This is a genomic window from Pseudomonas putida (assembly GCF_050990305.1).
Lineage (GTDB): Bacteria > Pseudomonadota > Gammaproteobacteria > Pseudomonadales > Pseudomonadaceae > Aquipseudomonas > Aquipseudomonas putida_AH.
This window is the reverse complement of sequence record NZ_CP158817.1, coordinates 1,116,479-1,140,141: the sequence shown is the minus strand read 5'-3', so window position 1 is coordinate 1,140,141 and position 23,663 is coordinate 1,116,479. Positions and strand designations below refer to the sequence as shown.

Sequence of the window (23,663 nt, the reverse complement as noted above, 5' to 3'; positions counted from 1 at the left end):
TCAGACACCCCTTCGGGTTCAATGTAAAACTCTGTCTATTATCGATGCGGTGATCGACGGGGTTTCTCGCGCCAAAATCCGCTTGGTTCCTGATGCAACCCGTCAAACCGCCAAACGGCCTCGCTCCTACAGTTCTACCTTAATCCAACTCACTGGCTGATCCAGCCAATCGGCAAACTCGTCGAGAAAACTCTGCTTGAACCCGGCTTCGGCCCAGTTGTTGAAAATGAAGCCCAGGTTAGAGAAGCCGCATTCTTGCAGGAACAGAAAGCCGTTGATGTCGTCTTCATGCCCGCATTCCGGGCAGGTGAAGTTGTCGGTACGTCCCGGCATCCAGTCTTCCAGGCTTTCAAACAGGGCTTCACCCACTTCCTGGCGGCATTCGGCGCAACCCGCCTCGCCTAGAAACCCCTTGGCCGGCGTGTAGATGCAGCGTTTGGTGATGATCTCCAGGCCATTGATCGGCTCGCCAAACGGCAAAACCTCCGGGTGCAGCACCACCTCGCGCGCGCCTTCGCCAATGGCGTGAGCCATGCGATTGCCCGTGCGGCCGCATGTGGTCAGCTCTTCCTTGATGATGTTCTTGCGCACCAGCCACCGCACAATCGCCCGAGCCCGGGGCTCGTGCACCGGCAGTGTGGAGATTTTCGGGACGATGATGCTTTGCGAATTCATGGAGTACAGGCCTGGAGCAATGGTGAAGGGTCTTGAGCACCACAAATTATAGGTCGCCCCGAAAACCGGGGTGGATCGCTTAACCTGTGGGAGCGGGCTTGCCCGCGATTGCGGTGGAACAGTCGACATCAATGTTGGATGTGCTGACGCTATCGCGGGCAAGCCCGCTCCCACAGGGTTACGGGCCGCCCGCAGCGATTTTTACAGCTCGACGACAACCGCTTGGGAAGCACGGGTCGCCTTGGCGCGGGCCGCTTCGATCGACTCGTCGCGCGCCAGTGCCACACCCATGCGGCGCTGACCGTTGACCTCAGGCTTGCCGAACAGGCGCAGCGCGGTATCCGGCTCGCTCAAGGCGGCGCCCAGATTGGCGAACGCGGTCTGGGTCGACTGCCCTTCCACCAGAATCACCGCCGAGGCCGAAGGCCCGAACTGACGCACCACCGGGATCGGCAGGCCGAGGATCGCCCGTGCATGCAGGGCGAACTGCGACAGGTCCTGGGAAATCATCGTGACCATGCCGGTGTCGTGCGGACGTGGCGAGACTTCGCTGAACCACACTTGGTCGCCCTTGATGAACAGTTCGACGCCGAACAGACCACGACCGCCCAAGGCTTCGGTAACGGCCTTGGCCACGCGCTCGGATTCGGCCAGGGCAATCGGGCTCATGGCTTGGGGCTGCCAGGATTCCTGGTAGTCGCCTTTCTCCTGACGGTGGCCGACCGGCGCCAGGAACGTCGTGCCACCGACGTGGCGCACGGTCAGCAGGGTGATTTCGTAGTCGAAATCGATGAAGCCTTCGATGATCACCCGGCCTTTGCCGGCACGGCCGCCTTCCTGTGCGTAGTCCCAGGCTTTCTTCACGTCATCGGTGCTGCGCAGCAGGCTCTGGCCCTTGCCCGACGAACTCATGACCGGCTTGACCACGCACGGAAAACCGAGGTCTTCAACGGCCTTGCTGTAGTCCTCGAAGGTGTCGGCAAAGTGGTACGGCGAAGTTGGCAGGTCCAGCTCTTCGGCGGCCAGACGACGGATACCTTCGCGGTTCATGGTCAACTGCGTGGCGCGTGCCGTCGGGATCACGGTGAAGCCTTCGGCTTCCAGTTCCACCAGGGTCGCGGTGGCGATGGCTTCGATTTCCGGCACGATGAAGTGCGGCTTCTCGGCTTCGATGACCGCACGCAGGGCCGCGCCGTCGAGCATATTGATCACGTGGCTGCGGTGTGCGACTTGCATGGCCGGCGCATTGGCGTAACGGTCCACGGCAATCACTTCAACGCCCAGGCGTTGCAGCTCGATCACCACTTCCTTGCCCAGCTCGCCACAGCCACACATCAATACGCGGGTCGCCGTGGGCGACAATGGAGTTCCGATACGGGTCATCTGAAGGTCCTCAAGGGAGCGGATCATCGAGGATACGGCGCAATACGCGCGATCCATGGGGAGAAAGCGCGGCATTTTACATGAACTGCAAGGTTTGGCTTCAGCTGGCGAGGGCCTGTTTGCGCAGGCGCCAGGCCATGATCAGCCACACCACCGTCACACCGGCGAATTTCGAGCCCAGGGCGGTGAAGATGACCGGTGGAGTCAGGGCATCGATCATGCCGAAGAAGATAAAGGTATCCAAGGGAATGCTCAGGGCCGAACTTATCCACAAGCGATCATGCAATGGGCGCTTGGTAATGCTGAACACCAGCCAGTCGATGCACTCGGAGACTGCAAACGCCGTGGCGCTGGCCAGGGCGATGGACGGATCGGAGGTGATATAGGACAGCACCAATGCCGCGAGCATCGCCGCAATGGCACCGTGGCCGAAGCGGGTTTGCACCATGTCGCGCAGGATGAACACCAGCCCACCCCAAGCCGACCAGATGATGTCCAGGTGCGGGGCGGTGGAAAAGGCGAAGTTGATCAGCACGACGCTGCTGATGTAGGCGATGAGGAAGAGCATGGAAGTACCTGTCAAATTGGTGCACAGGATACTGCCGCCAAAAACAAAATCAAAAGATCGCAGCCTTCGGCAGCTCCTACAGGGAATCGTGTAGGAGCTGCCGAAGGCTGCGATCGTTTGATCTTCGGGTTACTGACCGGGTGTTTTACCCATCATCCACACCAACCCACTGGACTTGGCCCGCTCATGGCACAACTCCAGCACCTTGCGGCGTTCTGCGTTGTCCATCCGGCTCCACCGGGTGATTTCTTCCACTGTGCGCTGGCAACCGGTGCAAATGTCATCGTCATCCAGGGCGCAAATGTTCACGCAGGGCGATAACACCGGGCGTTCTGGCGTGTTCATTCTTCCTGCTCGGCCAGGTCGCGGGCGTAACGCTGCGAGTTATGTACATAGTGGGCGGCGCTGGCTTCCAGCATCTTTTTCTGCGCTTCGGTCAGTTCGCGCACCACCTTGCCCGGTGAACCCATGACCAGCGAACCGTCCGGAATCTCCTTGCCTTCGCCGATCAGCGAATTGGCGCCGATGATGCAGTTCTTACCGATTTTCGCGCCATTGAGGATGACGGCATTGATGCCGATCAGACTGTAGTCACCCACGGTGCAGCCATGCAGCATGGCGTTGTGGCCAATGGTCACGCCGGTGCCGATGGTCAGCGGGTAACCCATGTCGGTGTGCATCACGGTGCCGTCCTGGACATTGCTGTTCTTGCCGATCAGGATCAACTCGTTGTCGCCACGCAGCACGGCGTTGAACCAGACGTTGGCGCCCTCTTCCAGTTTGACCTTGCCCACCAGCACCGCATTGGGTGCGACCCAGCTCTGTGGGTGGGTTTCGACACGGGCGTCGCCCAGGCGGTATTTCATCGTGTTGTCCTCAGGCTTCGCGTGTTCAGGCCATTCGAATGATGGCTTCAGGTGTTGATAAAACTTTTCGGTGGTTGGTGCAGGCTGATCTTCGCGTCATAGAGCAGATTGATCAACTCGACAACCATGATCGCCGTCAGCCCCCAGATCTTGAACTCGCCATAGCGATAACTCGGCACATACCAACTGCGCCCCTGGTAATCGATGCGATGGGTGTGTTCCCGCGGGTCTTCACGGAAGAATTCGAGAGGGACGCTGAACACCGCGGCGATTTCGGCATCGTTGGCCTGGTATTCGACGAAATCCGGAATCACCCCCACATAAGGGGTGACCTTGATGCCGTGCAGGGAGATCAACGGGCTCAACGGGCCGATCACTTCGACCAGCCCAGGCGGCAGGCCTATCTCTTCTTCGGCTTCGCGCAGGGCGGTGAACACCAGGTCTGGGTCTTCGGGGTCGCGCCGACCACCGGGGAAAGCGACTTCGCCGCCGTGGGTCGAGAGCCCGCTGGCTCGCAGGGTCAGAACCAGTTCCGGCTCGTCACTGCGAGTAATGGGCACCAACACGGCGGCCTCGGGGAAACGACGGTCAGTCTCCAGCGTACGCGGGGTGTGTTGACTTACCCGATGCAGTAGCTCATCCAGCATGAGTGTTCTCGATCTGTGCCTTACTCCGCATCATGCACCAATCGCTTGAGTCGCCCAAGCCCCCGGATAGCGGCGTGTCGCTAAACGACAACTTGCCGACAGACACCGGCGCACGCCAAGATAGGCGCAGCATTCAGGAACCCAAGCATGAAATTTTGCAGCCAGTGCGGCAACCCGGTCACCCAACGCATTCCCGAAGGCGATTCGCGCCTGCGTTATGTCTGCGACAGTTGCCAGGCCATTCACTACCAGAACCCCAATATCGTCGCCGGCTGCCTGGCGACCTGGGGCACCAAGGTCTTGCTGTGCCGCCGTGCCATCGAGCCGCGCTTGGGCTTTTGGACCCTCCCCGCCGGTTTCATGGAAAACGGCGAAACCATCGAACAGGCGGCTGTTCGCGAAACCGCCGAGGAAGCCTGTGCCCGGGTACGCAACCTGAGTATCTATACGCTGATCGATGTGCCGCATATCAGCCAGGTGCACGTGTTCTTCCGCGCCGAACTGGCCGATCTGGACTTTTCTGCCGGCCCCGAAAGCCTCGAAGTGCAATTATTCGACGAAGCGGACATCCCTTGGGACGAGCTGGCTTTCCGCACGGTGGGCCGTACCTTAGAATGCTTCTTCGCTGACCGGCGGGCCGAGGTCTATCCCGTACGGTCTGAATCGATCCCCCCGCTCGCTCAGTCAGTCATCACTTGATTCAATTTGGGCACCATTGCAGGCGCTGAAAGATCGCAGCCTGCGGCAGCTCCTACAAAAACATCTATAAATACATAGTCGCGACACCTGCTGGGGAATCGTTTCAATGCGCTGGTTGCTTGCCCTGTTCTGCTTGTCGTTCGTTGCGGTATCCCAGGCGTCTGCCGTGGGGTCGCTGGACGGCAAGGTCATCGAAAAAATCCTGGTTCTCAAGTCTGCCCACCAATTGCAATTGATCAATGACGGCAAGCCACTCAAGACCTATCGCATTTCCCTGGGCCGCAATCCCAGGGGACAGAAGCTGATGGAAGGCGACCGCCGCACCCCTGAAGGCTTCTATTGGATCGACTGGCGCAAGGTCAGTGACAAATTCAACCTGGCGATGCACATCTCCTACCCGAACATCAGCGACTCCGCCCGATCACGGCGTGAAGGCGTCGATCCGGGCGGCATGATCATGATCCACGGCACCCCCGACACCGAAGACAACCCTGAAGCCTTGTTTCACACCCTCGACTGGACCGACGGCTGTGTCGCCATGCGCAACGTGGACATGCGTGAAATCTGGAACCTGGTGCCCGATGGCACGATGATCGAAATTCGTCCGTAGTCTCCTCTTTTCTGGCATGTGAGATTTTTTGTGGCGAGGGGATTTATCCCCGTCCGGCTGCGAAGCAGTCGTAAATCAGCGAACGCGGTGTGCCGGCAAGACTGTAATGACCGGTTTTGGCACTGCTTCGCAGCACAACGGGGATAAATCCCCTCACCACAGTTGACCGAGCCAGCTGGAATTTCTGCGTTTGACCTCTACCTTCGGTCGCCTTCAAAAAATAAATTCAAAAGATCGCAGCCTTCGGCAGCGCCTACAGGGCAGATACCACTTGCACCTGTAGGCGCTGCCGCAGGCTGCGATCTTTGCTTCTGAATCCCCCACCACTAATACCACTTAAAACCAAGCAACCTCTTGGTCGCCAAAAGCGGCCAGCTTTACTGCGCCAGCGCCCACCACCCGCGTTGACATGGTATTCAAGTGGTATTAGCTTTTGTCCCACAACCGTGCGACAACAATCCTATAACCGCATCGGAAACCCCAACATGAACGACCTCCACGCCCTGCGCCCCGACGACTCCCAGCCCACGCCGTTGTACCTGCAACTGGCGCGCAATCTGGAAACTGCGATCCATGCCGGCCAATGGAAAGCCGAGCAAGCGATGCCCTCGGAACGCAATTTGAGCGAAATGCTGGGAATTTCCCGAGTCACGGCGCGCAAGGCACTGGAAGTGCTGCTCGAACAAGGCCTGATCCGCCGTAATCAGGGTTCCGGCACCTTCATCACGCCACGCCTGGAACAACCGCTGTCGCGCCTGTCGGGTTTCAGCGAAATGCTGCGCCTCAAGGGGTTTGTCCCTGGCTCCCAATGGCTGGAGCGGGAAATCACCCTGCCGACCCACGAAGAGCTGATCCGTCTCGGCCTGTCACCCAACGACAAGGTGGCGCGCCTCAAGCGCTTGCGCAAAGCCGACGACACGGTGATGGCCATCGAGATGAGCACCCTGCCCGCTTCGATCATTCCTAAGCCGCAGGCGGTGGGCGACTCCCTTTACGAATACCTCGATGGCATCGGCAAACCCGTTGTCCGCGCCTTGCAACACATCCAGGCCATCAACGCCTCGGACGAGTTCGCCGCGCTGGTCGGCATCGCCCCTGGCACTGCCATGTTGCTGATGACCCGGGTGGGCTACCTGGAAGACAACACGCCGATCGAAGTCACCGACACCTATTGCCGCAACGATTACTACGACTTTGTCGCAGAGCTTCGCAGGTAAAGAGCTTCGTAGATAAAGAACTTCGTCGCTAACTCCGAGACCCCGTCATGTCCGAAGACAACATCCTCACCGCCCAGGGCTGGGTTCGCGGCCGGCTGCATCACGAACACGGCAAGGTCGTGTCGATCGAAGGCGTGCCCTGCGATCCGGCAGATAATGACTTGCCCTACCTGTTGCCGGGCTTCATCGACCTGCACGTTCACGGCGGCGGTGGCAAAGACATCATGGAAGGCGCACCCGCCTTCGAAACCATCACCCGGACCCATGTGCGCTTCGGCACCACCTCGCTGCTGGCCACCACCATGACCGCGCCAAGCGAAGAGATTTCCCGGGTGCTCAAGGCCATCGGCGAGTTCTGTGCGGATCGACCCAAGGGCAGCGCCCGGGTGCTCGGTGTGCACCTCGAAGGCCCCTACATCAATCCCGGCAAACTCGGTGCGCAACCGAATTTCGCCCACACGGCAATGATGGCCGAAGTCGAGCAATACCTGGCCCTGGCGCCGATTCGCGTCATCACCATCGCCCCGGAAATCGCCGGCCACGAGGCGCTGATCCGTACACTCAGCGCGCGCGGTGTGCGCATGCAGATCGGCCATACCCTGGGCAGCTACGAAGAAGGCGTGGCCGCGCTGGAGGCCGGCGTCACCAGCTTCACTCACCTTTATAACGCCATGAGCCCGCTGCATCACCGCGAACCAGGCATCGTTGGCGCGGCGCTGGCCCACGCAAAATATGCCGAACTGATCCCGGACTTGCTGCATGTGCACCCCGGTGCGATCCGCGTGGCCCTGCGCTCGATCCCGTGCCTGTATTGCGTCACCGATTCCACCGCCGCCGCGGGCATGCCTGACGGCGAATACAAGCTGGGCAGCCACACCGTGACCAAATGCCTGGGCGGTGTGCGCCTGCCCGACGGCACCCTGGCCGGCAGCACCCTGACCATGGACCAGGCTTTGCGCAATCTGGTGAAGATCGGCCTGCCCATCGCCGAAGCCTCGCAACGCCTGTCGCAATTCCCCGCCGATTACCTCGGCCTCAACGAACGCGGCCGCCTGCAACCCGGTGCCTGGGCCGACTGCGTGCGCCTGGATCGCTCACTGAAACTGACCGCCGTCATGGTCGAAGGAGAAGACATTGACTTCAAAAATGCTTGAAGAGGCGCTGTCCTCGTTCGAGGCAGTGCATGCTCAACTGCAGCAGCTCGACCCATCAATGATCGAGATCGCCGGGCGCTTGCGCCGTCAGCCACCGCAAGTGGTCATGACCGTGGCTCGCGGCAGTTCCGACCATGCCGCCAGTTACTTCGCCTACCTGACCATGCAATTGCTGGGTATCCCGGTGTCGTCGGTGCCCATGTCAGTGGTGACCATGCAACAGGCGCCGCTGAAGGTCAGTGGCCAGGTGGCGTTCGCCTTTTCGCAATCGGGACAGAGCCCGGACCTGGTCAACAGCCTGCGCCTGTTGCGCAAACGTGGGGCGCTGAGCATTTCGATGGTCAATGCCGCCGACTCGCCGCTGGAAGCCGCTTGCGAATTCAGCCTGCCGCTGCTGGCCGGCACTGAAAGCAGTGTCGCCGCCACCAAGAGTTTCATCGCCACCCTCAGCGCCAGCGCCCGTTTGATCGGCCACTGGAAAGAAGACGCTGAACTGCTCGAAGCCGGCCGCGCCTTGCCCGAAGGCTTGCGCGAGGCCGCCCGACAGGACTGGAGCCCGGCCATCGAAGCCCTGCGTGATTGCCAGCGTTTGATGGTGATCGGCCGCGGCGCCGGTTTTGCCATCGCTCAGGAAGCGGCGCTGAAATTCAAGGAAACCTCGGCGATTCAGGCCGAAGCCTTCAGCAGCGCTGAAGTCCGTCACGGCCCGATGGCGCTGATCGACGAACATTACCCATTGCTGATTTTCGCCCCACGCGGTGCCGAGCAGGCCGGCCTGCTGAGCCTGGCGGCAGACATGCGCCAACGCGGTGCCCGGGTGTTGCTGGCGGCGCCGGATGATGTGAGCGAACGCGACCTGACCCTGACCCGCGCCGAACACCCGGCCCTCGATCCGATCCTGGCGATCCAGAGTTTCTACGTAATGGCTGCCGGTTTGGCCGTTGCACGCGGCATGGACCCGGACCAGCCACGGCACCTGAGCAAAGTCACGCGCACCCACTAACACCACCGCCCTGTAGGAGCCGAGCTTGCTCGCGATGACGGCATTCCAGCCGCAGATGAACCATCGGATGTACCGACGTCATCGCGAGCAAGCTCGGCTCCTACAAGGGATGTGTTGATCCGAACTTTTTTTGAGACCGAGCCATGCACAACAACAATAAAGAGCTGACTTTAAGCGCCCCGCTCAGCGGCCCGGTGCTCACCCTCGCCAAAGTGCCGGATGCGGTGTTTGCCAGCGGCGCCATGGGCGACGGGATCGCCATCGACCCGTTGAACGACACCCTGCACGCGCCGTGCGCCGGCGTCGTGGTGCATGTCGCGCGCACCGGCCACGCCGTGACCCTGCGCGCCGACAACGGTGCAGAACTGCTGCTGCACCTGGGCCTGGACACCGTCGAACTGCAAGGCCAGGGCTTTTCGATGCTGGTCCAGGAAGGGGCGCGGGTCGCCAACGGCCAACCGCTGCTGCGCTACGATCAGGACAAAGTCGCGCAGCAGTGCAAAAGCCTGGTCAGCCTGTTGATCCTCACCAACAGCCAGGACTTTCAGGCTCGCCCCATCACACTTAAATCAGTGAAGGTCGGCGAGCCACTGCTGCACATCATTCGCCGCCATGGCGTGGGTGCCACGACGGAGGTAGAAGGCGTCGGCGAAGAACAGATCGGTCACATTCGCATTGCCCTGCGTGGCGGTTTGCATGCGCGGCCAGCGGCGCTGATTCGGCAGACGGCCCAAGGTTTCAAGAGCAAATCAAAGCTGCATTTCGCTGGCAAATCGGCAAACTGCGACAGCCTGATCGGACTGATGGGTTTGGCCATCGGCGAGCAGGACGACGTGCAAGTCAGTTGTCAGGGGCCGGACGCCGAAGCTGCGCTCCAAGCTTTGTTGACGGCCTTGTCCACGCCATTGCCCGAAGAACATCACGCCGCTGCGCCGCCCCCGATAGCCCAGCGTAACCGCCCAGCCGAAGCCGGTGTTTTGCACGGTGTCTGCGCCGCCCCCGGGCTGGTTGGCGGGCCACTGGTGCGCTTGAGCGCGATCAGTCTGCCGGTGGATGCCGGGGACAATGATCCGATCCAGCAACGTCAGGCCCTCGACACTGCGCTGACCCAGGTGCGCAGCGAAATCGCCGGCACCCTGACCCAGGCCAGAAAACACAAGAACACCGACGAAGAAGCCATCTTCGCTGCCCATCTCGCCCTGCTCGAAGACCCGGCCTTGCTAGACGCCGCCAATCTGTCCATCGACCAGGGCAGCGCCGCGACCCACGCCTGGAGCCAATCGATCGATGCCCAGTGCGAGGTGCTCCAGCAATTGGGCAGTTCGCTGCTGGCCGAACGCGCCAACGACCTGCGCGATCTCAAACAACGGGTGCTGCGCGCCCTGCTTGGTGAAGCCTGGCATTACGACATAGCGCCGGGTGCCATCGCTGCCGCTCACGAACTCACCCCCTCGGATCTGCTGCAGCTGAGTCAGCAAGGTGTAGCCGGGTTGTGCATGGTCGAAGGTGGCGCGACCTCCCATGTCGCGATCCTCGCGCGCGGCAAGGGATTGCCATGCATGGTTGCGCTCGGCTCGGCGCTGTTGGATCAGGAGCAAGGTCAGGCAGTGGTGCTGGACGCCGACAGTGGTCGCCTCGAACTGGTGCCCAGCGCCGAGCGTCTGGCTCAGGTACATCAGGCGCACATGCAGCGCGAGCAACGTCGTAAAGAGCAACAATCCCAAGCGCACACACCGGCGAGAACCGGCGATGGACTGCGCATCGAGGTCGCCGCGAACGTCGCTTCCAGCGCCGAAGCCGCGGATGCCCTGGCCAACGGCGCGGACGGCGTTGGCCTATTGCGTACCGAATTTCTGTTCGTCGACCGCCATACCGCACCAGACGAACAGGAACAACACCGCGCCTATCAAGCCGTGCTTGATGCCATGGGCGACAAGTCGGTGATCATCCGCACCATCGACGTCGGTGGCGACAAACAACTCGACTATCTACCTCTGCCCGCCGAAGCCAACCCGGTACTCGGCCTGCGCGGCATTCGCCTGGCCCAGGCCCGACCGGAATTGCTCGACCAACAACTACGCGCCCTGCTGCATGTCACTCCGCTGTCTCGTTGCAGAATCCTGCTGCCGATGGTCACCGAAGTCGATGAGTTGCTGCACATCCGCCAGCGTCTCGACGCCTTGTGCACCGAACTGGGCCTGTATCAGCGACCGGAGCTGGGCGTGATGATCGAAGTGCCAGCCGCCGCGCTGCTGGCCGAGCAACTGGCCGAACACGCGGACTTTCTGTCCATCGGCACCAACGATTTGTCGCAATACACCCTGGCCATGGACCGCGACCACGCCGGCCTCGCCTCGCGGGTCGATGCCCTGCACCCGGCGCTGCTGCGATTGATCGCTCAAACCTGCGCCGGTGCCGCGCAGCACGGACGCTGGGTTGGGGTTTGTGGCGCGCTGGCATCCGATCCGCTGGCCACGCCGGTGTTGATCGGCCTGGGGGTGAGCGAACTGTCGGTGAGCCCAGTGCAGGTCGGTGAAATCAAGGACCGCGTGCGCCACCTCGACGCCCGCGAATGCCGTCGCATCAGCCAGGACCTGCTCATGCTGAGCAGCGCCAGCGCAGTGCGTCATGCCTGTCACCAACATTGGCCTCTGAGCTAAAGAACAACAAAAAATCCAGGGAGAATCGCCATGTACCAATACTTCATCGAGGGTTTACAGCGGCTTGGCCGCGCGCTGATGCTGCCGATCGCGATCCTGCCGATTGCCGGCCTGCTGCTACGCCTGGGCGATACCGACCTTTTGAACATCGCGATCATTCACGACGCCGGCCAGGTGATTTTCTCCAACCTGGCGATGATCTTCGCCATCGGTATCGCGGTGGGCTTCGCCAAGGACAACAACGGCACTGCCGGCCTGGCCGGGGCCATTGGTTACCTGGTGATGGTGTCCACGCTCAAGGTGCTGGATACGAGCATCAACATGGGCATGCTCGCCGGGATCATCAGCGGTTTGTTGGCCGGTGCGCTGTACAACCGCTTCAAGGACATCAAGCTGCCGGAGTACCTGGCGTTCTTCGGTGGCCGACGCTTCGTGCCGATTGTCACCGGGTTCAGCGCGGTCGGCCTGGGCGTGGTGTTTGGCCTGATCTGGCCGCCGATCCAGCACGGCATCAACAACTTTGGCGCCTTGCTGATGGAAAGCGGCAGCTTCGGCGCGTTCGTCTTCGGCGTGTTCAATCGCCTGCTGATCGTCACCGGCCTGCACCACATCCTCAACAACATGGCGTGGTTCGTGTTCGGCAACTTTACTGACCCAACCACCGGCGCCCTCGTCACAGGCGACCTGTCGCGCTACTTCGCCGGTGATCCGAAGGGCGGCCAGTTCATGACCGGCATGTTCCCGGTGATGCTTTTCGGACTGCCCGCCGCCTGCCTGGCGATGTACCGCAACGCCCTGCCAGAGCGGCGCAAAATCATGGGCGGGATCTTCCTGTCGATGGCCCTGACCTCGTTTTTGACCGGCGTGACCGAGCCCATCGAATTCGCTTTCATGTTCCTCGCGCCGCTGCTCTTCCTGCTTCATGCATTGCTGACTGGTCTGTCCATGGCCGTCACCAACCTGCTGAACATTCACCTTGGGTTTACCTTCTCTGGCGGTTTCATCGATATGATTCTCGGCTGGGGCAAATCCACCAATGGCTGGCTGGTGGTCCCGGTCGGCCTGGCCTATGCGGTGGTTTACTACGCAGTGTTCGATTTCTGCATCCGTCGTTTCAACCTCAAGACGCCGGGGCGCGAAGACTCAGCGCCAATCGAAAAAACCACGGTGGCGGAAAGCGACCGTGCCGAGGCTTACATCAAGGCACTGGGTGGTGCCGAAAACCTGATCACCATCGGTGCCTGCACCACGCGCTTGCGCCTGGACATGGTCGATCGCAACAAGGCTTCGGATGCGGATTTGAAAGCACTGGGTGCAATGGCGGTGGTGCGACCGGGCAAGGGTGGCAGCTTGCAGGTGGTGGTCGGACCAATGGCGGACAGCATTGCCGATGAGATTTGCCTGGCGATGCCGGCATTGGGTCGCGCGATGACCGCCACCCCGGCTGGTGTTATCGACACCCCCCAAATCCTCACGGTGGCAGCACCCGAAGCCCAGCAATGGCTGAAGGCCCTCGGCGGTGGAGATAACGTGTTGCAACTGGACTGCGTGGCCATGACCCGCATTCGCCTGCAACTGGCCGATGGCAAGGCGTTGTCGGAGTGTGATTTGAAGGCGCTGGGCTGTCTGGGTGTCAGTCAGCTGGAGGGCGGGATCTGGCACCTGTTGGTTGGGGACAAGGCTGCTAGCTTGAGTGCTGCGCTGGAGGCGTTGGTCAATCGTAATGAGGTGAGTGCGAAGGTTTAAACCACGACACCGCCCCCTGTAGGAGCTGCCGAAGGCTGCGATCTTTTGATCTTGTTTTTAAGATCAAAAGATCGCAGCCTTCGGCAGCTCCTACGGGGACTGGGATCAAATTCGAGGCATTAAAAAACCCGCTGAAATCACTTTCAGCGGGTTTTTCATTTCAGCAGCCAGGAGAATCAAAAATCTTCCAGCCGCCACACCTCATACGCCGGTGTCTCGTAGGGATGGCTCTGTTTCAAAGCCGCCACCACTTGGCGAATCAACTCATCGGCCACCACCAGCTCAACCTTCCATTCCTCGACCCGTTCGACCTGCCCGGCTTCGCCAATGAACGGCTGACTGCCGTCCAGTGGTCGAAACTGGCCCTGGCCCAACACCTGCCAGGCGCAATGATCGTAAGCACCGATCCGCCCGCCACCGGCGGCGAATACGGCACTTTTGACCACCTCGACATGACTGTCGGGAACAAAAAAGCTCAGCTTGTACATGTCGCCTTAGTTCACCCACACACGAGCATTACGGAACATGCGCATCCATGGCGCGTCTTCGTTCCAGTCATCCGAACGCCACGAGTTCTGCACTGCACGGAACACACGCTCAGGGTGCGGCATCATGATGGTCACGCGACCGTCGCGGCTGGTCAGACCGGTGATCCCGCGCGGCGAGCCGTTCGGGTTGGCCGGGTATTTCTCGGTGACTTTGCCGTGGTTGTCGATGAAGCGCATCGCCACGCAACCGGACAGATCGGCTTCCAGCAGTGCTTCTTCGCTGGCGAATTCGGCATGGCCTTCACCGTGAGCGATGGCGATCGGCATGCGCGAACCGGCCATGCCTTGCAGGAAGATCGAGTTCGATTCCTGGATCTGCACCATGGCCACACGGGCTTCGAACTGCTCGGAACGGTTACGCACGAAGTGCGGCCAGACGTCGCTGCCCGGAATCAGCTCGTGCAGGTTGGACATCATCTGGCAACCGTTGCACACGCCGAGGGTGAAGCTGTCGTTACGCTCGAAGAAGCCCTGGAACGCATCGCGGGCACGGGTGTTGAACAAGGCCGACTTGGCCCAGCCTTCACCGGCACCCAATACGTCGCCGTAGGAGAAACCGCCGCAAGCGACCATGCCCTTGAAGTCGTTCAGGTCGACACGACCAGCCAGGATGTCGCTCATATGCACGTCGATCGCGTTGAAACCGGCGCGGTCGAAGGCGGCCGCCATTTCCACCTGACCGTTGACGCCCTGCTCACGCAGCACGGCAACCTGTGGGCGAATGCCTTTCTTGATGTAAGGCGCGGCGATGTCCTGGTTGACGTCGTAGCTCAGCTTGACACTCAGGCCCGGGTTGTCTTCTTCCAGCAGCACGTCGAATTCCTGATCGGCACAGTCGGCGTTGTCACGCAGACGCTGGATCTGGTAGCTGGTCTCGGCCCATTGGCGTTGCAGCAGACGACGCTGGCCTTCGAACACAGTGTCACCGTTGAAGGTAATGCTGATTTCGCCGTTGTTGATCGGCTGGCCGATCACCGAGACGCACTCGCCCAAGCCCGCTGCGCTGAACTGCGCAAGGACGTCCGCGGTGGAGTCCTGGCGAACCTGAATCACGGCGCCCAGTTCTTCGTTGAACAGAATCGCCGCGATGTCCTTGGAAGAATCCGCCAGGCTGTCGAGGTTCAGGCTCAGGCCGCAATGACCGGCGAAAGCCATTTCCACCACGGAGGTCAGCAGACCACCATCGGAACGGTCGTGGTAAGCCAGCAGGTGACCGTCGGCGTTGAGGCCCTGGATCACTGCGAAGAACGCTTTCAGGTCTTCGGCGTCATCGACGTCCGGTGCCTGCTTGCCGAGCTTGCCGTGAACCTGTGCCAGGATCGAGGCGCCCATGCGGTTCTGGCCACGGCCCAGGTCGATCAGGATCAGGTCGGTGGTGCCCTTGTCCATGCGCAGTTGCGGGGTCAGGGTCTGGCGGATGTCGGTAACCGGCGCGAAACCGGTCACGATCAGCGACATCGGCGAAGTCACCGTCTTGTTCACGCCCTCATCGTTCCAGCGAGTGGCCATGGACATCGAGTCCTTGCCCACTGGAATGGTAATGCCCAGCTCAGGGCACAGTTCCATGCCGACCGCTTTCACGGTGTCGTACAGACGCGCGTCTTCGCCCGGGTGACCGGCGGCGGACATCCAGTTCGCCGACAGTTTGATGTCGGAGAGCTTGCCGATGCGCGAGGCCGCGATGTTGGTCAGGGTTTCGCCGATGGCCATGCGGCCCGACGCCGGAGCGTCCAGCAGTGCCAGCGGAGTACGCTCGCCCATGGCCATGGCTTCACCGGTGTAGACGTCGAAGCTGGTGGCGGTGACGGCAACGTCAGCCACCGGAACCTGCCACGGGCCGACCATCTGGTCGCGGGCCACGAGGCCGGTGATGGTGCGGTCGCCGATGGTGATCAGGAAGCTTTTGCTGGCCACGGCCGGGTGATGCAGAACACGCTCGACGCAGTCGGCGATGTTCAGGGTCGACGGATCGAAATCGTCGCCCAGCTCAGCCTCACGCACCACCGAACGGTGCATGCGCGGCGCCTTGCCCAGCAGCACTTCCAGCGGCATGTCCACCGGGCTGTTGCCGAAGTGGCTGTCGGTGACCGTCAGTTGCGGTTCGGCAGTGGCTTCGCCGACCACGGCGAACGGGCAACGCTCGCGTTCGCAGATCGCCTTGAAGCGCTCGAAGTCAGCTGGGCCGACCGCCAGTACGTAACGTTCCTGGGATTCGTTGGACCAGATTTCGTGCGGGGCCATGCCCGGCTCGTCGTTTGGAATGTTGCGCAGCTCGAAACGGCCACCGCGGTCGCCGTCGTTGACCAGTTCCGGGAAAGCGTTGGACAGACCACCCGCGCCCACGTCGTGGATGAAGCTGATCGGGTTCTTGTCACCCAGTTGCCAGCAACGGTCGATGACTTCCTGGCAACGACGCTCCATTTCCGGGTTTTCGCGCTGTACCGAAGCGAAGTCCAGGTCCGCCGAGCTGGTGCCGGTGGCCATGGAGGAGGCCGCGCCGCCACCCAGGCCGATCAGCATCGCCGGGCCGCCGAGTACGATCAGCTTGGAGCCAACGACGATTTCGCCTTTCTTGACGTGTTCTTCACGGATGTTGCCCATACCGCCGGCCAACATGATCGGTTTGTGGTAACCGCGAACTTCATCACCATGTGGCGTCGTGATGGATTGTTCGAAAGTACGGAAGTAACCGGTCAGTGCCGGACGGCCGAATTCGTTGTTGAACGCAGCGCCGCCCAGCGGGCCTTCGATCATGATGTCCAGGGCAGTGACGATGCGCTCGGGTTTGCCGTACGGCACTTCCCAAGGCTGTTCGAAACCAGGGATCTGCAGGTTGGACACGGTGAAACCGGTCAGGCCCGCCTTTGGCTTGGCGCCACGGCCGGTTGCACCTTCGTCGCGGATCTCGCCACCGGAACCGGTGGACGCGCCCGGAAACGGGGCAATCGCGGTCGGGTGGTTGTGGGTCTCGACTTTCATCAGGATGTGCACCGGCTCCTGCACCGCACCGTACTGGCGGGTTTCAGGGTCCGGGAAGAAACGACCGGCCACGGAACCGACGATCACCGAAGCGTTGTCCTTATAAGCCGACAGCACGCCTTCGTTGTGCATCTGGTAGGTGTTCTTGATCATGCCGAACAGGCTTTTTTCCTGGCTCTCGCCATCGATATCCCAACTGGCGTTGAAAATCTTGTGACGGCAGTGCTCAGAGTTCGCCTGGGCGAACATCATCAGTTCGATGTCGTGAGGATTGCGCTTCAAGCCGACGAACGCGTTGACCAGATAGTCGATCTCGTCTTCGGCCAGGGCCAGGCCCAGCTCGGTGTTGGCTTTTTCCAGCGCGGCACGGCCGCCACCCAGCAGGTCGATAGCGGTCAGCGGCTTGGGTTCGGCGTGGCTGAACAGACCGGCGGCTTGTTCAAGGTTGCCCAGGACGATCTGGGTCATGCGGTCGTGCAGCGCATCGGCGATCAGCTGTGCTTGAGCGTCGCTGAACTGGCCGGCCACGTAGAAGGCAATACCGCGCTCCAGGCGCTGGATCTTGGTCAGGCCACAGTTGCGAGCGATGTCGCTGGCCTTGCTCGACCAAGGCGAGATGGTGCCGAAACGTGGCAGCACCAGGAACAGACGACCGGTCGGCTCCTGGACCGGAACGCTTGGACCGTACTTCAGAAGGCGCGCCAGCACCTGCTGTTCGTCGCCGGTCAGGACGCCGGTAACTTCGGCGAAGTGAGCGAATTCAGCATACAAGCCACTGACAGCCGGAACCTTCTGGCTCAGTTGCTCAAGGAGTTTGCTGTGGCGAAAGGCAGAAAGGGCAGGAGCGCCGCGCAGGATCAACATCTTCGGGACAGCCTCGGGAAGGGGTGTGCTTTGAGGCCGTGCATTCTAGCCTAAACAGCTCGCGACATCACCCGAAACGCTACGCACGGTTGCACTCGGGTGCCATTCTGTGTTTCTGCCTCGAAAGTCAGGTAAATCGGGCCCTTGATGACCGCTTATTTTTAAGGCGATAAATCGTTGTCAAGGCCCATTCCTGCTAGGTTTCGGCCGGTTTTGTGATCGCTAGCAGACTCGCCCGTTGCTGTCGAGATATGGCGCTCGTGGTCCTTTGCGTATACTGCGCAAATGTTTTCCCCAACGGCTTTGCGTCCGCGATATGCCAAATGGCTGATCGCAACCGGACTCTTCCTGATGCTTGGTGGCTGTGTTGATAAACCCAACACGCTCGAGCGCGTAAAGGAGGATGGTGTGCTGCGGGTGGTTACCCGTAACAGCCCCGCCACCTACTTTCAGGATCGCAACGGTGAAACCGGCTTCGAATACGAGCTGGTGAAGCGCTTCGCCGACGATCTGGGGGTGGAACTGAAGATCGAGACCGCCGACAACCTCGATGACCTGTTCAATCAGGTGGGCCAGCCAAACGGCCCGGTGCTGGCGGCTGCCGGCCTGGTCAGCAGCGAAGAACGCAAGAAGCAGGTGCGGTTTTCCCACTCTTATCTGGAAGTCACCCCGCAGGTCATCTACCGCAATGGCCAGTCCCGCCCTACTGAGGCGAAGGATCTGGTAGGCAAAAAAATCATGGTGCTCAAGGGCAGCACCCACGCCGAACAACTGGCACAGCTCAAACAGAAACTTCCCGGCATCGAGTACGAAGAGTCCGACGCGGTCGAGGTCGTCGATCTCCTGCGCATGGTGGACGAAGGCCAGATCGACCTGACCCTGGTCGATTCCAACGAAGTCGCGATGAACCAGGTGTATTTCACCAACATCCGGGTGGCCTTTGACCTGGGCGATGCCAGGGACCAGAGCTGGGCCGTGGCGCCTGGCGACGACAACAGCCTGCTCAACGAGATCAACGACTACCTCGACAAGGTCAAGAAAAACGGCACCCTGCAGCGCCTCAAAGACCGCTATTACGGGCACGTCGACGTTCTCGGCTACATGGGCGCCACGACTTTCGCCCAACACTTGCAGCAGCGCCTGCCCAAGTACGAACAGCACTTCAAGGCGTATGCCAAAAAAGAGAAGGTCGACTGGCGCCTGCTGGCGGCCATCGGCTATCAGGAGTCGCTGTGGCAACCGGCCGTGACCTCCAAGACCGGTGTGCGCGGCCTGATGATGCTGACCCAGAACACCGCGCAGGCCATGGGCGTGTCCAATCGCCTGGACCCCAAGCAAAGCATCATGGGCGGTGCCAAGTACCTGGCCTACATGAAAGATCAGCTGGACGAATCCATTCAGGAACCGGACCGCACCTGGTTTGCCCTGGCGGCCTACAACGTCGGCAGCGGCCACCTGGATGACGCGCGCAAACTGGCGGCCAAGGAAGGGCTGAATCCGGACAAGTGGCTGGACGTGAAAAAGATTCTGCCGCGCCTGTCCGAGAAGAAATGGTATAGCAAAACCCGTTACGGCTATGCCCGTGGTGGCGAGCCCGTGCATTTCGTGGCGAACATCCGTCGCTACTACGACATCCTGACCTGGGTCACGCAGCCGCAGCTTGAAGGCGATCAGGTGGCCGAGGGCAAACTGTTGGTACCGGGTATCGACAAGACCAAGCCGGCGCAGGAGCCTTCACCGCTTTAAATCAAAAGATCGCAGCCTGCGGCAGCTCCTACAGGGTGTAGGAGCTGCCGCAGGCTGCGATCTTTTGATCTTAGCCCTTCAAGGCAGCCGCCAGAATCAGCGCCTTCATCTCCGATACAGCCGACTTGAATCCAACAAACAGGGCATGAGCCACCAGCGCATGGCCAATGTTCAACTCGTTGATGCCCTTGATCGCCGCCACAGCCTCGACGTTGTGATAATGCAGGCCATGGCCGGCATTGACGATCAGACCCTGGGCCAAGCCAAAGGCGACGCCGTCGGCAACGCGCTTCAACTCCTCAGCCACCTCGGTCGGTGTCTCGGCATCGGCATAACGGCCGGTATGCAACTCGATGGCTGGCGCGCCAACACGACGGGACGCTTCGATCTGCCGCTCGTCGGCATCGATGAACAGCGACACTTCGCAACCGATCTTCGACAGGCGATCTACAGCGGCCTTGATCCGCGCTTCCTGCCCCGCCACATCCAGGCCGCCTTCGGTGGTCAGCTCCTGACGGGTTTCCGGCACCAGGCAAATGTGTGCCGGACGAATTCGCTCGGCAAACGCCATCATTTCTTCGGTGACGCCCATTTCGAAGTTCATGCGGGTTTGCAGCACGTCCTTGAGCAGCAGTACGTCGCGCTCCTGAATGTGTCGGCGGTCTTCACGCAAGTGCACGGTGATACCGTCAGCGCCCGCCTCTTCTGCATCCAGTGCTGCCTTGACCGGGTCCGGGTAGCGTGTCCCCCGGGCCTGACGCAGGGTGGCAACGTGGTCGATGTTCACGCCAAGAAGAATGCGGGTGCTGGTGGTCACGGAAGCGCTCCAGAAGAAGAGAAAGTTCGGTGCACAGCATACGGGGTGATCAGGGCTTGCGAAACAGCTCACGACTGACAAGTGGCCGACCGCCCAGGTGGACGGCCAATGCCTGACGCATCAATCGCTTGGCAGCCGAAAGCGCGCCGGGGGCAGACCAGTCGGCTTCGGCCATCGCGAGCAGCTCGGCGCCATTGAACAGCCCCGGTTGCAGTAGGTGGACCCGTTCCAGTCCGGCATCCACTTGCAGGCGATAGAGACCCTGCGCAGCGATGGGCTCGCCATGAATGTCGGTATTGAGCGCGAAGCCGTAACCAAGATCGTCGAGCAATCGCCACTCGAACGAGCGCAACAAGGGTTCCAGCGGCCGGCCCTCGGCCAGGGCCAGCAACGTCGCGGCGTAGTGATCGAACACGCCGGGATGCGGGTCTTCCGCAGGCAACAGGCGAATCAGCAGTTCATTGAGATAGAGACCACTGAACAGCGCCTCGCCGTGGAGCCAAGTGGACACGCCAGCGCTTTCCATGCGCCCTACGTTCTTCAACTCGCCGCGCCCGCGAAACTCGACCTCCAATGGCACGAACGGCCGCGCCAGCGTCCCGGCCTTGCCCCGCGCACTGCGCAACACTGCCCGTAGCCGACCTTGAGGCGTGAGGAAGTCCACCAGGGCGCTGCTTTCGCGGTAGGCTCGGGAGTGGAGGACGTAGGCGGGTTGGCCGATGGGTGCCGAGGTCGACATGGTTTCGTGTCCCATTCAGGGATTGCAAAAAAGATCGCAGCCTTCGGCAGCTCCTACAGTTGTACACAAACCCTTGTAGGAGCTGCCGAAGGCTGCGATCTTTTGATCTTGATTTTTTACAGGTCGCCGTAACCCAGCGAACGCAGTGCACGTTCATCATCGGACCAGCCACCCTTAACCTTCACCCAAAGGTTAAGCATGATCTTGGAGTCGAACAGCAGTTCCATGTCCTTGCGGGCTTCGGTGCCGATGCGCTTGATGCGCTCGCCCTTGTCGCCAATGATGATTTTCTTCTGGCCGTCACGCTCGACGAGGATCAACGCATGAATGTGCAGGGTTTTCCCCTGCTGCTTGAACTCTTCGATTTCGACGGTGATCTGGTACGGCAGCTCGGCGCCCATCTGGCGCATGATTTTTTCACGCACCAGCTCAGCGGCCAGGAAGCGGCTGCTACGGTCGGTGATCTGGTCTTCCGGGAAGAAGTGATCGTTTTCCGGCAGATGCTCGGCAATCACCCGCTCCAGCGCATCGAGGTTGTGCCCGTGCTGGGCAGAAATCGGGATGATCTGAGCGTTCGGCAGCTGCTCCTGCAACCAGGACAGGTGCGGCATCAGCTCGGCCTTGTCTTCGATGCGGTCGGTCTTGTTCAGCGCGACGATCAGCGGGCCAGTCACGTATTGCACGCGCTCCAGGACCATCTGGTCCTCTTCGGTCCACTTGGTGCGATCCACCACGAAGATCACCACGTCGACGTCTTTCAACGCCGCCGAGGCGGTCTTGTTCATGTAGCGGTTCAGGGCCTTCTCGCCACCCTTGTGCATGCCGGGCGTGTCGACGTAGATCGCCTGCACGTCACCCTCGGTCTTGATGCCGAGCATGTTGTGGCGAGTGGTTTGCGGTTTGCGCGAGGTGATCGCCAGCTTCTGACCCAGGATGTGGTTCAGCAACGTGGACTTGCCCACGTTCGGACGGCCGACGATGGCAACATAGCCACAGCGAGTTGCATTTGTATCAGTCATTGCCATTCTCCACACCCAGGGCAATCAGTGCTGCGGCGGCCGCTACCTGTTCGGCAATACGACGGCTCACACCCTGACCTCGGCTTTTTTCATTCAGTAGGATGATTTCGCATTCGACGAAGAACGTCCGGCAATGCGGTTCACCCTGGATATCCACCACTTCGTAACGCGGCAGTTCGCAACCACGGGACTGCAGAAACTCCTGCAGGCGGGTTTTCGGATCCTTGTTGGTATCGACCAGCGTCAAGCCCTCGAACTCACCGGCCAGCCAGGCCAGTACGCGCTCACGCGCCACTTCGATGCCGGCGTCCAGGTAGATCGCACCAATCAAGGCTTCCAGGGCATCGGCGAGAATCGACTCGCGACGAAAACCGCCGCTTTTCAGTTCGCCCGAGCCCAGGCGCAGGTATTCGCCCAGATCGAAACCACGGGCCAGCACGGCCAGGGTCTCACCTTTCACCAAGCGTGCGCGCAAACGCGACAACTGGCCTTCGCGGGCCAACGGAAAGCGATCGAACAGCGCTTCGCCGGCAACGAAGTTGAGGATGGCGTCACCGAGGAACTCCAGGCGTTCATTGTTACGCCCGGCAAAACTGCGGTGAGTCAGGGCCAGGACCATCAGTTCCTGGTCCTTGAAGGTGTAGCCGAGCTGACGCTCGAGACGGCTTAAGGAGACGCTCACGGTTTACCCACGCTGAGTTCGTGGTTGGATTCCACCGCCATCGCCGGAATTTGGCGCAGGCTTGGGACAATTAAAGCTGTGTTCAAAAATAACGTCCTGAATATCGTTGGCTTCATGCTTCTGTTGCCGATTGTGCCGGCTCCAGAAATGCATTCGGCGCTGTGTTCAACAGCGCCGTGTTTGATTACTGGATCAGGCCAACCCGCGAGAAATTCGGCAGGTGACTGAGTTTGGGTTCCGGCCAGCTCATCCAGACTGCAAAGGCCTTGCCGACGATATTCTTGTCGGGAACCATGCCCAGCAGATCCTTGGGAATGTTCGGATCATCCCAGTAGCGACTGTCGTTGGAGTTATCGCGGTTGTCGCCCATCATGAAGTAGTGCCCGGCAGGCACGGTCCAGGTACGGTCCGGCGTTGCACGGTAGCGACTCATTTCCTTGCGGATCAGGTGCTCGGCGGCGCCGAGTTTTTCCTTGTAGAGCTCGGCGCTGCCCAGAGTGCCGGGCTCGGAGCCGATCAGTTGCTCGGCAATCGACTGCCCATTGACGAACAGACGCTTGTCGGCGGTGTAGCGGACCTGATCACCCGGCAAACCGACGACACGCTTGATGTAGTTGACGTTCGGATCGCTCGGATAACGGAACACCATCACATCGCCGCGTTGTGGCTCACCGACTTCGATGACTTTCTTGTCGATCACCGGCAAGCGGATTCCGTAGGAAAACTTGCTCACCAGAATGAAGTCGCCAACGTCCAGGGTTGGCTTCATCGAGCCGGATGGAATCTGGAACGGTTCCACCAGGAACGAACGCAGCACCAGCACGATGAACAACACCGGGAAGAACGACTTGCCGTACTCGACAAGCAGTGGCTCTTTGTTCAGCTTCTCGACCACCACCACATCGGGCTGGCTGACGCTGCCCTCATAGGAGGCGATGGCGGCCCGCCGACGCGGCGCCAGGAACAGCACATCAAGCAACGCCAACAGGCCGCAGACGAACACGGCGATGACCAGCAACAGCGGGAAATTTAGTGACATAG

Annotated in this window: 21 protein-coding genes; 8 read left to right on the top strand and 13 right to left on the bottom strand. The window is 60.8% G+C overall.

The genetic code is table 11. From position 1 onward, the window contains the following. Window positions 1–126 precede the first annotated feature (126 nt). The 6 genes from ABTV22_RS05170 to ABTV22_RS05145 form a co-directional block, all read right to left on the bottom strand. Window positions 127–675, bottom strand: coding sequence for a sugar ABC transporter ATPase (locus ABTV22_RS05170; RefSeq protein WP_433738862.1), 549 nt, complete (start codon window positions 673–675; stop codon window positions 127–129). Window positions 676–876: 201 nt separating this feature from the next. Next, the gene (gene purT / locus ABTV22_RS05165; protein ID WP_433738861.1) at window positions 877–2,058 is read right to left on the bottom strand and encodes a formate-dependent phosphoribosylglycinamide formyltransferase; all 1,182 of its coding nucleotides are present in this window, start codon (window positions 2,056–2,058) and stop codon (window positions 877–879) included. Between the two features lie 100 nt (window positions 2,059–2,158). Continuing rightward, on the bottom strand, window positions 2,159–2,626 hold the full coding sequence (locus tag ABTV22_RS05160; RefSeq protein WP_433738860.1) for a preQ0 transporter: 468 nt from the start codon (window positions 2,624–2,626) through the stop codon (window positions 2,159–2,161). 129 nt (window positions 2,627–2,755) lie between these two features. After that, entirely contained in the window at window positions 2,756–2,971 is a 216-nt protein-coding gene (locus tag ABTV22_RS05155; RefSeq protein ID WP_433738859.1) for a DUF1289 domain-containing protein, read from the bottom strand. After that, complete coding sequence (locus ABTV22_RS05150; RefSeq protein ID WP_323626767.1) at window positions 2,968–3,492, bottom strand: gamma carbonic anhydrase family protein; 525 nt, start codon at window positions 3,490–3,492, stop codon at window positions 2,968–2,970. Before ABTV22_RS05150 ends, ABTV22_RS05155 begins: the two co-directional genes overlap by 4 nt. Window positions 3,493–3,539: 47 nt before the next feature. Further along, entirely contained in the window at window positions 3,540–4,139 is a 600-nt protein-coding gene (locus ABTV22_RS05145) for a CoA pyrophosphatase (protein ID WP_433738858.1), read from the bottom strand. 147 nt (window positions 4,140–4,286) lie between these two features. Here ABTV22_RS05145 and ABTV22_RS05140 point away from each other — a divergent pair, with 147 nt between their 5' ends. From ABTV22_RS05140 to nagE, 7 genes are all read left to right on the top strand, one after another. After that, window positions 4,287–4,838 (top strand): NUDIX hydrolase, encoded by a 552-nt coding sequence (locus tag ABTV22_RS05140; RefSeq protein WP_433738857.1) that lies wholly within the window; start codon window positions 4,287–4,289, stop codon window positions 4,836–4,838. A 106-nt stretch (window positions 4,839–4,944) separates the two neighbouring features. Beyond that, the gene (locus tag ABTV22_RS05135) at window positions 4,945–5,448 is read left to right on the top strand and encodes a L,D-transpeptidase family protein (RefSeq protein ID WP_433738856.1); all 504 of its coding nucleotides are present in this window, start codon (window positions 4,945–4,947) and stop codon (window positions 5,446–5,448) included. A 485-nt stretch (window positions 5,449–5,933) separates the two neighbouring features. Next, window positions 5,934–6,665, top strand: coding sequence for a GntR family transcriptional regulator (locus tag ABTV22_RS05130; protein WP_433738855.1), 732 nt, complete (start codon window positions 5,934–5,936; stop codon window positions 6,663–6,665). Window positions 6,666–6,712: 47 nt separating this feature from the next. Next, on the top strand, window positions 6,713–7,819 hold the full coding sequence (gene nagA, locus ABTV22_RS05125; RefSeq protein ID WP_433738854.1) for an N-acetylglucosamine-6-phosphate deacetylase: 1,107 nt from the start codon (window positions 6,713–6,715) through the stop codon (window positions 7,817–7,819). Next, window positions 7,800–8,822, top strand: coding sequence for an SIS domain-containing protein (locus ABTV22_RS05120; protein ID WP_433738853.1), 1,023 nt, complete (start codon window positions 7,800–7,802; stop codon window positions 8,820–8,822). The genes nagA and ABTV22_RS05120 overlap by 20 nt, the downstream gene beginning before the upstream one ends. Before the next feature lie 143 nt (window positions 8,823–8,965). Next, window positions 8,966–11,482 carry a phosphoenolpyruvate--protein phosphotransferase gene (gene ptsP, locus ABTV22_RS05115; RefSeq protein WP_433738852.1) on the top strand — a complete coding sequence of 839 codons (2,517 nt, stop codon included), beginning with the start codon at window positions 8,966–8,968 and terminating at the stop codon, window positions 11,480–11,482. Window positions 11,483–11,512: 30 nt separating this feature from the next. Then, on the top strand, window positions 11,513–13,228 hold the full coding sequence (gene nagE, locus ABTV22_RS05110; RefSeq protein ID WP_433738851.1) for an N-acetylglucosamine-specific PTS transporter subunit IIBC: 1,716 nt from the start codon (window positions 11,513–11,515) through the stop codon (window positions 13,226–13,228). A 176-nt stretch (window positions 13,229–13,404) separates the two neighbouring features. Here the strand turns inward: nagE and ABTV22_RS05105 are convergent, their stop codons facing one another. Then, entirely contained in the window at window positions 13,405–13,716 is a 312-nt protein-coding gene (locus tag ABTV22_RS05105; RefSeq protein WP_433738850.1) for an NGG1p interacting factor NIF3, read from the bottom strand. Between the two features lie 6 nt (window positions 13,717–13,722). Next, window positions 13,723–17,619 carry a phosphoribosylformylglycinamidine synthase gene (gene purL / locus ABTV22_RS05100; protein ID WP_433738849.1) on the bottom strand — a complete coding sequence of 1,299 codons (3,897 nt, stop codon included), beginning with the start codon at window positions 17,617–17,619 and terminating at the stop codon, window positions 13,723–13,725. A 285-nt stretch (window positions 17,620–17,904) separates the two neighbouring features. Here purL and mltF point away from each other — a divergent pair, with 285 nt between their 5' ends. Next, entirely contained in the window at window positions 17,905–19,365 is a 1,461-nt protein-coding gene (gene mltF, locus ABTV22_RS05095; protein WP_433738848.1) for a membrane-bound lytic murein transglycosylase MltF, read from the top strand. Window positions 19,366–19,435: 70 nt separating this feature from the next. Here mltF and pdxJ read toward each other — a convergent pair whose 3' ends face one another. From pdxJ to lepB, 5 genes are all read right to left on the bottom strand, one after another. Next, on the bottom strand, window positions 19,436–20,182 hold the full coding sequence (pdxJ, locus tag ABTV22_RS05090; protein WP_433738847.1) for a pyridoxine 5'-phosphate synthase: 747 nt from the start codon (window positions 20,180–20,182) through the stop codon (window positions 19,436–19,438). A 49-nt stretch (window positions 20,183–20,231) separates the two neighbouring features. After that, entirely contained in the window at window positions 20,232–20,921 is a 690-nt protein-coding gene (gene recO, locus ABTV22_RS05085) for a DNA repair protein RecO (RefSeq protein ID WP_433738846.1), read from the bottom strand. 116 nt (window positions 20,922–21,037) lie between these two features. Next, the gene (gene era / locus ABTV22_RS05080; RefSeq protein WP_007973959.1) at window positions 21,038–21,940 is read right to left on the bottom strand and encodes a GTPase Era; all 903 of its coding nucleotides are present in this window, start codon (window positions 21,938–21,940) and stop codon (window positions 21,038–21,040) included. Beyond that, complete coding sequence (gene rnc, locus ABTV22_RS05075) at window positions 21,933–22,622, bottom strand: ribonuclease III (protein WP_095193756.1); 690 nt, start codon at window positions 22,620–22,622, stop codon at window positions 21,933–21,935. Before rnc ends, era begins: the two co-directional genes overlap by 8 nt. Window positions 22,623–22,806: 184 nt before the next feature. After that, window positions 22,807–23,661, bottom strand: coding sequence for a signal peptidase I (gene lepB, locus ABTV22_RS05070; RefSeq protein ID WP_433738845.1), 855 nt, complete (start codon window positions 23,659–23,661; stop codon window positions 22,807–22,809). Window positions 23,662–23,663 lie beyond the last annotated feature (2 nt).